Source organism: Chloroflexota bacterium, from assembly GCA_009840625.1.
GTDB lineage: Bacteria > Chloroflexota > UBA11872 > UBA11872 > VXNJ01 > VXNJ01.
Map to the genome: position 1 here is coordinate 1 of VXNJ01000009.1, position 12,845 is coordinate 12,845.

Genomic DNA, 12,845 nt, shown 5'->3' on the forward strand with positions numbered 1-12,845 from the left:
TATTTCCGTGGGCCGTTTCTGATGTTTATAAGTCCCTGGCTTTTGTGCCTTCCGGGCGCTAGCCCCCGGCCCGCCCGGGCCGCCCCCCGGGGGCCCGGGGCCGCGGGGGCGGCCGCGCCGGCGCGGCCCGCCTGCTGCAGCAGGCCCACGCCGACGGATTGGGTCAGGTCAGGGGCCGGGTTTCCCCGAGGGCACCGTTCGTGCGCGGGATCGAACAGCTGACCGCGGTGGAGATCCGGCGCGGTGAAGGGCTGATGTTTCGGATCAACAACCTGGACGGCCTGCTGGCCGCGGTCGGCCCGCACCTATCCCTGCGACGCCGCACAGTCGCGGTCACCTCGCCGCCCGTTAATTTGAATGTCGCCGGCCAGGTGCGCTCGCTCAGCTTCCCTTCGGCCCAGGCGGTCTTCGGACCGGCAGTCGAAGACGCACCGGTGGTGGACCTTTCGGAAGGCGAGTTCCTGGCGCTCGTGTTCGGCTGCCCGGGCAGCGCCGCGGCGCTGCAAAAAGGTAATTTGCGAGTTGACTCGCGCGCGCAGCTGGAGGCCGTTTTCCCTGAGGACGGCTGGGTCCTCTGGGAGGCCGATCACTACTGACGGCAAGCGGGCAGCGGCATAGAATTCTGGCCAGCGAGCGAACCCGCACCCGGAATTCAAGGTTGGAATTATGTCTTTAAATGTCGGTGACCTGGCCCCCGATTTCGAACTCCTCAACGGCGCCGGCGATACGGTGCGGCTGTCCGACTTCAAGGGCCAGAAGGTGATAGTGGTCTTCTATCCGCTCGCTTTTTCGGGGATCTGCCAGAACGAATTGACCGATTACAACGCCAAGGCCGACCGCATCAAGGCCGCCGGGGCCAGGGTTCTGGGCGTATCGGTCGACAGCTTCTTCGCCGTCGGGGCGTTCGCCGACGCGATCGGACTCGACGATTCAATTACGCTGCTCTCGGACTTCCCTGACCACGCCGCCGGCGAAGCCTACGGGGCCTACAACAGCGAGACCGGTTTCAATGAACGCGTGACGGTGGTAATCGACGAGGATGGCCGGATCGTCTACAAGGTCCACAATCCGGCCCCCGACCGCCGCGACGAGGAAGAGGCGCTGGCCGCCCTCGGCTAGATTTTTCCGGTTTGGCGGCGGCCCGGTTAGACGGCCGCGCCGGCCCGCTGGCGGGCCAGGTATTTGAAGCGGCCGGACTCGGCGTCGACGAGTAGCTCCTGATCGGGAGCCAGCTCGCCTCCGAGAAGCATTCTGGCGGCCGGGTTCTCGATCCTGCGCCTGATCGTCCGGGCCATCGGACGGGCACCGTATTCCGGATCCCAACCTTCTTCCAGCAGCAATTCGCGGGCCGCCGCAGAGATCTCCAGTTCGACTCCCTGGGACGCCAGGCGCTCGCGCAGGTCGCCCAGTTGCACGTCGATCACCGAGCCAACCTCGGCCCGGGTCAGCGAGCGGAAGATGATCACCTCGTCGATTCGGTTCAGGAACTCCGGAGGGAAGTGCCGGCGGAGCCGGCCCAGCAGGGAGGTCCGCATTTCCGCGTGATCGGGGCCTTCGCCGTCGGTTTCGGTTCCGAATCCGACCCGATCGCGCCGGACCAGATCGGCCGCCCCGACGTTGGAGGTCATGATCAGGATGGTGTTGCGGAAATCGACCGTTCGGCCCTGGCCGTCGGTCAGCCGACCGGCGTCGAGCACCTGCAGCAAGGTATTGATTACCTCGGGGTGGGCCTTCTCGATCTCGTCAAAAAGGATGACTTGGTAGGGCCGACGCCGAACGGTCTCGGAAAGCTGACCACCCTCCCCGTAGCCGACGTACCCGGGCGGAGCGCCGATCAGGCGGGAGACGGTGTGGCGCTCGCCGTATTCGGTCATGTCCACGCGGACCATCGCGTCAGGGTCGTCGAACATGAACTGCGCCAGCTGCCGGGAAAGCTCGGTCTTGCCCACGCCGGTCGGCCCCAGGAATATGAACGAGCCCATCGGCCGATTGGGATCGGAGAGCCCGGAGCGTGAACGGCGCAGGGCATCGGCGACGGCGGTGACGGCCTCGTCCTGGCCGATCAGGCGGCGATGGATCTCCTCCTCGATGCGCAGGAGCTTTTGCATATCGCCCTCCAGCATCGCCGCCACCGGAACCCCGGTCGCCTCGGACACTACCGAGGCGATGTCGTCCGCCCCTACGGTCTCGGAGATGTTGTGTTCGCTTAACCAACCGGCCCGTTTTTCGGTCAGTTCGTCGCGCAACCGGATCGATTCGGACTTGTAATTGGCGGCCGACTCGTACTCGCGGTTTTGCCAGGCCTCCTCCTCCAAACCCTCCAGTTCGCGCAAACGCCCATCAAGCGCGTGCAGGTCTTCCGGCATATTGAAGATCTGCAGGCGCAATTTCGCCGCCGCTTCGTCCATCAGGTCGATCGCCTTGTCCGGCAGGAACCGGTCGGTTATGTAGCGGTTGGAGAGCCGCGCCGCCTGCTCTAGCGCGTCATCGGAGATCTTGAGTCGGTGATGGTTCTCGTACTTGGGTCGCAGGCCGCGCAGGATGTCGACCGTTCCGTCAACGTCCGGCTGGTCGACGTAGACCTGCTGGAAGCGGCGCGCCAGGGCCTTGTCGCGCTCGATGTGGCGCCGGAATTCATCCAGCGTGGTCGCTCCCACGGCCTGCAGCTCACCGCGCGCCAGAGCGGGCTTGAGCAGATTTGCGGCGTCGATCGCGCCTTCAGCCGAACCGGCCCCAACGACGTTGTGCAGTTCGTCGATGAACAGGATGATGTTGCCGCGCGAATTGATCACCTCTTCGATGACCGACTTGAGCCGGTCTTCGAACTCGCCGCGGAACTTGGAACCGGCCAGCATCTGGCCGATGTCTAGGGCGAGTACGCGCCGACTGGCCAGCAGTTCGGGAACGTGGCCGTCGACGATGCGCTGGGCCAGGCCCTCGACGATCGCGGTCTTGCCCACCCCCGGTTCCCCGATCAGGACTGGGTTGTTCTTGGTCCGGCGCGAGAGGATCCGCATGACGCGGTCGATTTCGACCTCGCGACCCACGACCGGGTCGATTTGGCCGCGCCGGGCCAGGGCGGTGAGGTCGGTGCTGTAGCGGTCCAGCGCGGCGTAGCGGGATTCGGCGGTCTTGGACGAGGCGTCCTGAGAACCGCGGATTTCGCGAATCGCGGCCAGAGTCTTCTGCCGGGTGCAACCCAGTTCAAGCAGTATCTTGGCCGCGTCGGCATCGCGCAGGGCCAGGATGGCCAGAAATAGGTGTTCGGTCGAAATGTAACTGTCGCGCAGGCTGTCCGCCTCGGCGGCGGCGCGGTCGAGCAGCTGCTTGGCGCGCGGCGTGATGAATATCTGTTCCACGGCCGAATCAGAGCGGCGCTCGGCAGAAGCCACCTTTGGCTTGCGATCCAGCACCCCGTTGACCCGCGAGCGCACGAAATCCGGGTTAATGCGCATCCTCTGCAGGATCCGAACCGCCGAAGACTCGCGCGTCTCAAGCAGCGCCAGGAGGATGTGCTCGGCGTCGAACTGCGTGTGTCCGAGGTCGCTCATGATCTGATTCGCGCCGACGATTACTTCCTGGGCTTTTTCGGTGAGCCGCCCAAACCCGGCATCTGTCATTTGTCTATTCCCGTTTACTCAATGGACTTTCTGAATCACCCGCGGCTAATTGGCCCGGTCACTGCGTGGCGCGCCGCAGGATCCGCTTGAGGCGCGCTATCTCGTTGTGAAGCTGGTTGACCTCGCGCCGATGGGCAAGGGCCTGCTCATCGAGTTCGATCCGATGCCGGCGGCGCATCTCCTCGACGCGGTCGTGCAGCTCGAGGATGATTTCGACCCCCGACAGGTTGGCCCCCTCGTCCTGGGTCAATTCACGTATCCGCCGCACGCGCTGCACGTCGCGCATCGAATACATTCGCACCGATCCGTCGGACCGAATGGGATTCACCAGCCCGACGCGCTCGTAGTGGCGCAGGGTCTGCGGATGGGTGCCGGTCATCTTGGCGACCACCCCGATGAAGAACCCTTTCACGTCGTTGTCGTCGCGCGGCCCGCGCCGGCCGCGCCGGTCATCTGCCATTGCTTGCCTCCAGATCCTCCCCGCGCAGCTTCGCCAGGTCCCGGATCAGATCCCGCTGCTGGCCATCCAGCCCCTTGGGAGTGGTCACGTTCACTTTCACGAACAGGTCTCCCCGCTCGCCTTTGCCCATTTGCGGCAGCCCCTTGCCGCGCAGCCGCAGGCGCGCGCCCTGAGATACCTCGGGCGGCACCCGGACCCGCAGCTTTTCGCCGCCCAGCGTCGACACCACTGCGCGCGTGCCCAGGGCCGCCGCCGTCATCGGGATTGAAATATCGGTCTCGAGATTTACCCCGTTGCGGCGCATGCTGGGGTGATCGAGCACCCTGACCTTCAGGAATAGATCGCCGCGAGTGCCGTCCGGACGCACGCCGCCTTCGCCGGCCAGGCGGATCCGCGCCCCGGGGCGGACCCCGGGCGGAATCTTGACCCGCAGGCGCCGGTTGGCGGTGCCACCGATCCCGTCCGGCGACCGGACCGAAATCATGCGCTGGGAACCGTTGAGGATCTCTTCCAGGGTCACGTCGACTTCGTGCGCCACGTCGGCGGCGCGGGCCCCGGCGGACTGGCGCGTGCCCCGGGCGCCGGCGGCGGCGCCAAAACTGCCGAAGAGCTGCTCGAAGAAATCGGAGAACCCGGCGCCGCCCATCGGCCCGTGCCCGCCGAAGCCGGGGCCCCCGAAACCGGCCTGGCGCATGGCCGCCTCGAACGAGCCGTGCTGGCGGTAGGCCGAACCGAATCGGTCGTAGCGGGCCTTCTTCTCCGGATCGGAGAGGACTTGGTGGGCCTCGTTGATTTCCTTGAAACGGGTCTCCGCCTTGGGGTCCCCGGGATTGACGTCGGGGTGGTACTTGCGCGCCAGTCGCCGGTAGGCGCGTTTGATCGCGTCGGCGTCAGCCGAGCGGTCGAGCTCAAGAATCTTGTAGTAATCGCGGTACTCCACGGTTAGGTTCCGCCTTGCTGGGGCGGTCCCGCCACCTGGACCTGTGCGGGCCGCAGGACGACCCCGTCGGCCCGGTATCCAGTCCGGACCACGGCCACGATTTGGCCCTCGTCAACTTCGTCGCTGGGCAGGCAGGCCACCACCTCGTGCAATCGCGGGTCGAAATGCCCCGCCGCCGGGACGGCTTCCAACCCGGCCCGGCCCAGAGTTTCCAGCAACTGGGTGCGCACCATTCCAATGCCGACAGCGAGCTGATCGTCCGGATCGGCAGCCGCCTGCAGCGCCCGCTCGAGGTTGTCTAGCACCGGCAACAACCCGGACAGCAATTCCTGCCGGGCACCCGCTACCGCTTCCTGGCGACGACGCTCCGAGCGCCGCCGCAGATTCTCCAGGTCGGCCTGCAACCGCAGGATCTGGTTCTGCAGCTCATCGACTCCGCAAGCGTGGTCGGGGGATTCCGGCGACGGCCTGGGGGCGGACTCGGAGACCACGCTCACTTCCCTTCGTCGTCGGCTGCCGAGAACTCCGCGTCGACGACGTCATCGGCATCGGCGGCGGCATCGTCCGCACCGTCTGGACCGGCCTGGCCGTTGGCGCCAGTCTGGTAGACGCGCTGGCCGATCTCCAGCTGGCGCTGGCTGAGCTCCTCGGTGCGCCGGCGCAGTTCGGCCAGATCGGGCGCGTCCTGGTCAAGCAGCCCGCGCAGCTCGGCTATCTGGCTCTCAATCTCGCTTTTTTCCTCGTCCGAGAGCTGGTCGCTGTGCTCATTGACCAGCCGCTCGACTTGGTAGGCGGCGGCGTCGGCCTGATTTCGCAAATCGGCCAATTCGCGTCGGTCGCGGTCCTCGCTGGCGTGTCGCTCGGCATCCTGCACCAGGGCGTCGATCTGGTCCTTGTCCAGGTTGGTCGACGCCGTAATCGTGATTTTCTGCTCCTTGCCGGTGCCGGTGTCCTTGGCCTTGACGTTTACGATCCCGTTCACGTCGATGTCGAATGTGACCTCGATCTGCGGAACTCCACGCGGGGCCGGCGGAATCCCCTCGAGCCGGAACCGGCCCAGGGTCATGTTGTCGGCGGCCATGGCGCGCTCGCCCTGCAGGATGTGGATGTCGACCGCGGTCTGGCCGTCCTCGGCGGTCGAGAAGATCTCGGACTTGGAAGTCGGGATCGTGGTGTTGCGCTCGATCAGGGTCGTCTTCACCGATCCCAGCGTCTCCAGACCCAGCGAAAGCGGCGTCACGTCGAGCAGGACCACGTCGCGGACATCGCCGGTGATTATTCCGGCCTGGATCGCGGCCCCGATCGCGACGACCTCGTCGGGATTGACTGATCGATTGGGCTCTTTGCCGGTGAGTTCCTTGACCAGGTCTTGGACCGCCGGCATGCGCGTGGATCCGCCCACCATGACGATTTCGTCGACCTGCTCGGGGGTGATCCCGGCGTCGCGCAGTACCTTGCGAAACGGATCCACCATGCGGCGGTTGAGATCGCCGACCAACTCCTCAAAGCGCGACCGGCGCAGGGTAACCGCAAGGTGCTTGGGACCGGTCTGGTCGGCGGTGATGAACGGAAGGTTGATCTCGGTTTGCGGGGTCGTGGAGAGTTCGATCTTTGCTTTTTCGGCCGCTTCCACCAGGCGCTGCAGGGCCTGCGGGTCCGAGCGCAGGTCAATCCCTTGATCGCGCTTGAACTCGTCGACGAGGTGGGCGACGATGCGCTGGTCGTAGTCGTCGCCACCAAGGTGGGTATCACCGTTGGTGGCCTTGACCTCAAAGACTCCGTCGCCGACCTCGAGCACCGACACGTCAAAAGTCCCGCCGCCAAGGTCCCAGACCAAGATGGTTTCGGCGGACTTCTTCTCAAGACCGTAAGCCAGCGAGGCTGCAGTCGGTTCGTTGATGATCCGCAGCACGTCCAGCCCGGCGATGGTGCCGGCATTCTTGGTCGCCTGGCGCTGACTGTCGTTGAAGTACGCCGGGACCGTGATCACCGCCTGCTTGACCTCCTCGCCCAGATACTCCTCGGCGTCGGCCTTCAGCTTCTGCAGGACCATCGCCGAGATCTCTTCGGGAGTCACGTCGCTGTTTAGCTGCGGGATCCGAATTCGGGCCTCGTTACCCTTGCCGTCAACGATCTCGAACGAGACCTGTTCACGCTCGGAGTCAACTTCGTCGAAGCGGCGTCCGACGAATCGCTTGGCCGAGTAAATGGTGTTGGCCGGATTCAGCACGCTCTGGCGTCGGGCCAGCTGTCCGACGAGGCGTTCGCCGTTCTTGGAATAGGCCACCACCGACGGCGTGGTCCGGGCCCCCTCCACGTTGGTGATTACGGTCGGTTGCCCGGCTTCCATGAACGCGACCACCGAGTTGGTGGTGCCCAGGTCTATTCCGACAACTTTGGCCATCTGCTAGGTGCCTTTCTGATGCGTCCTCTTGGTCTTGGCCGAAGGGACAGGGTTTGGACTTTGGTCAATGGGTGCGGCGATCCGAATACGGCGACGAACTCAATGCCGCCGCCAGGACTTGGTCCATCGAATCGACGAACGTGAACTTGAATTTGCGGCGCACGTCGGCCGGGATTTCGCCGACTTCGGAGCGGTTCTCGGAAGGCAGGATTACCTCCCGAATTCCATGGCGCTGCGCCGCAAGCACCTTTTCCTTTACGCCGCCGATCGGCAGCACCCGGCCTTGGATGGTCACCTCGCCGGTCATGGCCAGGTCGCCGCGTACGCTGCGGCCCAGAAACGCCGACGCCAACGCGGTTCCCATCGCAATGCCGGCCGAAGGACCGTCCTTGGGGACCGCGCCTTCCGGCACGTGCAGGTGCACGAACGCGTCGGTGAGCACGTTGGGCTGGAATCCGAGCCTGCCGGCATGCCGGGTCACGTATGAAAGCGCCGCGTGGGCAGATTCAGTCATGACGTCGCCCAGATTGCCGGTGCAGAGGAATTCGCGCTTGCCGCGCGACCAGGCGGCCTCAACCGGGAGCAATTCCCCGCCGTGGGCGGTCACCGCCAGACCGTTTACAACGCCGACGCGGTCGCTCGTGTCTTCGCCGCGGTCCGTGTACGGCGCCGGCCCCAGCAGTTCGCGCAAGTCGGCGATCCGCACCACGCGGTGGGCCGGTTCGCTGGCCGCGCGGCGGCGCGCGACCTTGCGGCAGACCGCCGCGATCCGGCGCTCCAGCTCGCGTACGCCCGCTTCGCGGGTGTAGCGCTGCACGATCGCGGCCAGGGCCTCGTCGCTGAATCGCAGGCGGGTCTTGCCGGACGCGGCCAGGCCGTGATCCTTGAGCTGGCGCGGGACCAGGTGGCCCTTGGCAATCGCCATCTTTTCGCGGGCGGTATAGCCTTCCAGGCGGATTATTTCGAGCCGGTCGCGCAGTGTGGGAGGGATACCCCATTCGTTGTTGGCGGTCAGCAGGAACATGACTTTCGAGAGGTCGTAGCCAACTTCCAGGTAGTGATCGGAAAAGTTGCGGTTGTGCTCCGGGTCAAGCGCCTCCAACAGCGCCGACGACGGGTCGCCGCGGAAGTCGCGCCCGATCTTGTCGACCTCGTCAAGCACGAAAACCGGGTCGACCGCTCCGGCGCGCGCCATGCCCTGGATGATCCGGCCCGGCAAGGCGCCCACATAGGTGCGCCGGTGACCGCGGATTTCGGCCTCGTCGCGGACGCCGCCCAATGAAACCCGGATGTAGCGACGACGCACCGCCTGCGCGATCGCGCGCCCCAGGCTGGTCTTGCCGACTCCCGGGGGCCCCACTAGGCAGAGGATTGGGCTCTGCGATTCGTCGGTCAGGGATCGGACCGCGAGGTACTCGACAACCCGTTTCTTGACCTTCTCCAATCCGAAGTGGTGGCGGTCAAGGACCCGGCGCGCGGACTTCAGCCCGACCCGCCGCCGCCGGCTCTGGGCCGGTGGCCACGGGAGGTCCAGGAGGGTGTCGATGTAATTGCGCACGACCGCCAGTTCGGGCGAGGCCGGCGATATCCCTTCCAGCCTTTCGATCTCCTTGGTCGCGCGGACGCGGACTGTTTCCGGCATGTTTGAACCGGCGATTGCCTCCAGCAGTTCCTCGCGTTCGTCACCAACCGCGTTGGCGATGCCCAACTCGCGCTGAATCGTGCGAAGCTGCTCTTTCAGGTAGAAATTCCGTTGCGCGGATTCGATGCCCTCCTGGATCTGGCTCTGGATCGAGGAACGCACGTCCAGCGTGCGGATCCAACCGTTCAGGAGAGCGGTGACCGCGAACATTCGCTCGTATACGTCGAGTTCTTCCAGCAATTGCTGCTGGTGCTCGGGATCCTCGACCAGCTTGGCGGCGGCCAAGTCGGCCAGATATCCGGCATGGGTAATCCGCCGGGCCAGCGAGACGACTTCGGGCGCCACCTGGTTGCTCTTTTCGGCGTACTCGTGAATCTGCGTCGACAGCGTGCGCCGCAGTGCCTCCAGTTCGGGACCGTTGCGCATCGACTCGTTCAGCGGCGTGATCATCGCCACCAGGCCGTCGCCATCGCGCTCGGTGGCCAGAACCTGGGCCCGTTCCTGGCCCTTGAAAAGTGCCGAGTAGCCGCCGGATGGGATCAGGTATTGGCGGACGAGCGCGCAAACGGTCCCGACGGTGTACAAGTCGGCGTCTTGGGCGTCGCCGGCAGATTGCAGCAGTAGCACGTTTTGAGCCCCGTCGCGTAGGCGCTCCAGAGCCCACAATGAAGCCGGGTCGGTAACCTGCAGCGGCTGCGAGATGCGCGGGAACGCCACCTGCTCGGATAGAACCACGACCGGCAGTTCGGTCGCACCGGTGACGCCCTCGGCGTCAACTTCCAGCGCGTCTTGGGGCATCGAATCAGGAGTCAGGGAGGCTATCACTTTCTTACTGTGCAAATAGTGTACTTGTTGAGCGTGTAGATGTCAACTTTTATGACATTCGGTTGATTAAGCGGCTGGCGCGCCAATAAAATTCCCGCGATGATCCGTCGAAACCGGATGCTGACACGTCGCCGGGTGCTGGGCGCCGGGCTTGCAGGGCTTTTGCCCGCCGCCTGCCGGCCGGTATCCGATGCGCCGTCCGGTCCAACCCCGGAGCCCGCCGGGCCGACCATCGGCGACCCCAACATTGCGCCGCTTCTGGTCGCCTCTCCGGGCGATTCCGAGATCGCCCGACCGGTGCTGGTGGAATTCACCCGCCAGAACCCCAGCCTGCTGGCGCGCTGGGAGAAGGTCGAAGGCGACTTCACCGCGGTCCTGGAGGCGCGGCTGGCGACTGCCTCGGCGCCGGACGTGGTCCGGGTGCGGGAAGGCCAGATTGGCCGCTGGCGCCACGCGGGCCTGCTGGCCGGTTTCGGCAATGACGAATTGTTCGAACAGTTGCCGGCGTTGCTCTACGCCGGCGCGCGGGCGGGCACCTTTGACCCCGACGGCGTTCCTTGGGGAGTCCCGCACTATCACGACGCGATGTTTCTGGCCTACAACTCGGCCCACTTGGGCCGGGTCGGCGGCAGGGTGCCGGAGACGCTCGAAGAACTTGCCGGATTCGCCAGGGAACTGCAGGCTCGACATTCGTTGCGCAGCCCCGTCAGCATCAACCTCGCGCCGAAGGCCAACGCCAATCTGCCCTGGTGGGGATTGCTCAAGGCGGCGGCGGTGTCGTTTGAACAGACCGAGGCGGGCGTCTCCGAGGCGGCGGCGGTGCTGGATGCGCTCCGGGCGATGGTGGTCGAGGACGGAACCCTCGATCCCGGAATCGAACGGCCCGACTACGACCGCCTGGCGGATGGGGACTGTGCGTTTGCAATAGTGGGCGCCTACAGCGGACCGCGTCTGCAGTCGGCCGGGGCGCCGATCGCATTTGCCCCGCTTCCCGGCGTATCCGGGCCGGGCCGGCGCAGCGTCTGCTGGACTCCGGCTTTTGCCCTCGCCAGTCGCCCGCAACCCCATCCGGCGGGGGCGCGACTGGCGGTCCACCTGGGTTCCATCGACAAATCCGGCGAGTTTTGGGGGCCGCGACATTTCGCCCTTTCCGGCAGCCTGCCGCCCGCCTATCCCGGCCTCTTGAGAGATTCCTCGGTCAGCGCGCACTTTCGGCGTTGGGTGGATCCGGCGGTCCTGAATTCAGTCCTGGAGCAGGCGGCGCCGGTCGACTTCTTGTGGCAACCCTGGTTCCAGCCGTGGGAACATCGCTGTCAGGAGCTTGTCATGGACGCCGTGCTGGGGCAGACCGAACCGGTGGCCGCGGCAATGCAGATGTGGTCCGACGCCGCCACCTACGGCGACTCGACCGACTCCTAGCGGCAACCGGCCCGGACTACGGTCTTGTGGTTGGACCGGACCGGCAATCACCGGGGCCGATGCTGACGCGATGGTCGCTGAGCGGGTATTGCCGGCACCGGTTGCGAAAACACACCGGCCGCCGAATTCACCGGTTGGGGCTTGCAATATCCCCCGTACCAGGCGCCAGTATGTCCCAACGCCGGGACGTATACCCCGCGGCCGCGCCCGGCTCGGCGCAATTTCCCGGAAACCGCCGGCCGGATACGTAAGCCTCATACAATAACGGTGAGTTGATCGGAAGCGCTATTGCAAGGCGCCGGCGAATCGGATCCAAATTGCTATTGACCTGCTCCTATTTCGCGTTTATCAGGCCGGTGTATCCGGTCGGCCCGCGCATGTAGCACCCGACCCACTACACCGGCCAGCAGAGGTAACCCCTCTGCTTTTTTCTTTTTGAAGCCCAGCCAACATTCGAAACCAACCCCAGCAGTAAAGAGAAATCGGAAATGGTAATCGTCACCAAGGTCGGCACTCCGGCCAGTGGAATCGAGCGGATTGAGGAACGTATCCGCGAGGAAGGCCTCAAGCCGCACCGAATCGAAGGCTCCACCCTGACCGTGATCGGCGTGATCGGGTCGCCGACCGAAGAATTCCGGGAACAGATGGCGGTGTTTTCCGGTGTCGACCGGGTATTGCGGATCGGGCGGCCCTACACCCTGGCCGGCCGCGGCGACGGCCGCACCGACACCGAATTCGAAGTCGGTTCGGCCCAGTTCGGGGGTCCCGGCGTCACGATGATCGCCGGCCCCTGCACCATCGAGTCACGCGAGCAGCTGTTTTCGACCGCCAAGGCGGTGAAGGCGGCCGGTGCCTGCGTTCTGCGCGGCGGTGCGTTCAAGCCGCGGACGTCACCGTACAGCTTCCAGGGTATGGCCACCGAGGGCCTCGAACTCCTGCGCGAGGCGTCCGAGGAGTTCTCGATTCCGACTATCACCGAGGTGATGGAACCGGGTCTCGTCGAACAGGTCTCCCAATTCACCGACATCCTGCAAATCGGCGCCCGCAACTCACAAAACTTCCCGCTGTTGCGCGAAGCCGGACAGAGCGGGCTGCCGGTGATGGTCAAGCGCGGTCCTTCGAGCACGATCGAAGAATGGTTGCTCTCGGCCGAATACGTCTTGGCCGCCGGCAATCCCAAGGTGCTGCTCTGCGAGCGTGGAATCCGCACCTTCGAGACATCCACCCGCGCGACCCAGGACATTTCCGCCATCGCCATGGCCAAGCGCCTCTCGCACCTGCCGGTGATCGTCGACCCGGCGCACGGGACCGGCAAGTGGTACCTGGTGGAAGCAATGACCCTGGCCGGCGTGGCGGCCGGCGCCGACGGAGCAATGCTCGAAGTGCACCCCGAGCCCGACCATGCCATCTGCGACGGCCCGCAGAGTCTCACGTTCGCCAATTTCGAACAGGCGATGCGACGGCTCCGGCAAATGTCCGATGCGCTGGGTCGGCCGTTGCGCGAACCGGCGTTAGCCGCCGCTTGAGAATGAAAT

At 65.4% G+C, this 12,845-nt stretch carries 10 protein-coding genes; 4 read left to right on the plus strand and 6 right to left on the minus strand.

Features of this window, described 5'->3' with window-relative positions:
* Positions 1-200 precede the first annotated feature (200 nt).
* Both F4X41_05755 and F4X41_05760 read left to right on the plus strand, forming a co-directional pair.
* Complete coding sequence (locus F4X41_05755; protein ID MYB16523.1) at positions 201-596, plus strand: hypothetical protein; 396 nt, start codon at positions 201-203, stop codon at positions 594-596.
* Between the two features lie 70 nt (positions 597-666).
* The gene (locus F4X41_05760; GenBank protein ID MYB16524.1) at positions 667-1,119 is read left to right on the plus strand and encodes a redoxin domain-containing protein; all 453 of its coding nucleotides are present in this window, start codon (positions 667-669) and stop codon (positions 1,117-1,119) included.
* 26 nt (positions 1,120-1,145) lie between these two features.
* On the opposite strand, the gene F4X41_05765 is transcribed toward F4X41_05760, so the two are convergent.
* The 6 genes from F4X41_05765 to lon form a co-directional block, all read right to left on the minus strand.
* Positions 1,146-3,620, minus strand: coding sequence for an AAA domain-containing protein (locus F4X41_05765; protein ID MYB16525.1), 2,475 nt, complete (start codon positions 3,618-3,620; stop codon positions 1,146-1,148).
* 58 nt (positions 3,621-3,678) lie between these two features.
* A complete protein-coding gene (locus tag F4X41_05770; protein ID MYB16526.1) occupies positions 3,679-4,080 on the minus strand; it encodes a MerR family transcriptional regulator in 402 nt (133 codons plus the stop codon).
* The gene (locus F4X41_05775; GenBank protein ID MYB16527.1) at positions 4,070-5,098 is read right to left on the minus strand and encodes a J domain-containing protein; all 1,029 of its coding nucleotides are present in this window, start codon (positions 5,096-5,098) and stop codon (positions 4,070-4,072) included. Before F4X41_05775 ends, F4X41_05770 begins: the two co-directional genes overlap by 11 nt.
* The gene (locus F4X41_05780; GenBank protein ID MYB16528.1) at positions 5,023-5,517 is read right to left on the minus strand and encodes a nucleotide exchange factor GrpE; all 495 of its coding nucleotides are present in this window, start codon (positions 5,515-5,517) and stop codon (positions 5,023-5,025) included. The genes F4X41_05775 and F4X41_05780 overlap by 76 nt, the downstream gene beginning before the upstream one ends.
* On the minus strand, positions 5,514-7,424 hold the full coding sequence (gene dnaK / locus F4X41_05785) for a molecular chaperone DnaK (protein MYB16529.1): 1,911 nt from the start codon (positions 7,422-7,424) through the stop codon (positions 5,514-5,516). Before dnaK ends, F4X41_05780 begins: the two co-directional genes overlap by 4 nt.
* A gap of 64 nt (positions 7,425-7,488) precedes the next feature.
* Positions 7,489-9,864, minus strand: coding sequence for an endopeptidase La (lon, locus tag F4X41_05790; protein MYB16530.1), 2,376 nt, complete (start codon positions 9,862-9,864; stop codon positions 7,489-7,491).
* A 126-nt stretch (positions 9,865-9,990) separates the two neighbouring features.
* On the opposite strand from lon, the gene F4X41_05795 reads away from it, so the two are divergent.
* Positions 9,991-11,310, plus strand: a complete 1,320-nt coding sequence (locus F4X41_05795; GenBank protein ID MYB16531.1) for an extracellular solute-binding protein — start codon at positions 9,991-9,993, stop codon at positions 11,308-11,310.
* A 488-nt stretch (positions 11,311-11,798) separates the two neighbouring features.
* The gene (gene aroF / locus F4X41_05800) at positions 11,799-12,836 is read left to right on the plus strand and encodes a 3-deoxy-7-phosphoheptulonate synthase (protein MYB16532.1); all 1,038 of its coding nucleotides are present in this window, start codon (positions 11,799-11,801) and stop codon (positions 12,834-12,836) included.
* Positions 12,837-12,845 lie beyond the last annotated feature (9 nt).

Coding starts and splice junctions, on each gene's coding strand:
- dnaK (MYB16529.1), bottom strand. CDS start 7,424: ATGGCCAAAGTTGTCGGAATAGACCTGGGCACCACCAACTCGGTGGTC.
- F4X41_05760 (MYB16524.1), top strand. CDS start 667: ATGTCTTTAAATGTCGGTGACCTGGCCCCCGATTTCGAACTCCTCAAC.
- aroF (MYB16532.1), top strand. CDS start 11,799: ATGGTAATCGTCACCAAGGTCGGCACTCCGGCCAGTGGAATCGAGCGG.
- lon (MYB16530.1), bottom strand. CDS start 9,864: ATGCCCCAAGACGCGCTGGAAGTTGACGCCGAGGGCGTCACCGGTGCG.
- F4X41_05770 (MYB16526.1), bottom strand. CDS start 4,080: ATGGCAGATGACCGGCGCGGCCGGCGCGGGCCGCGCGACGACAACGAC.
- F4X41_05765 (MYB16525.1), bottom strand. CDS start 3,620: ATGACAGATGCCGGGTTTGGGCGGCTCACCGAAAAAGCCCAGGAAGTA.
- F4X41_05795 (MYB16531.1), top strand. CDS start 9,991: ATGATCCGTCGAAACCGGATGCTGACACGTCGCCGGGTGCTGGGCGCC.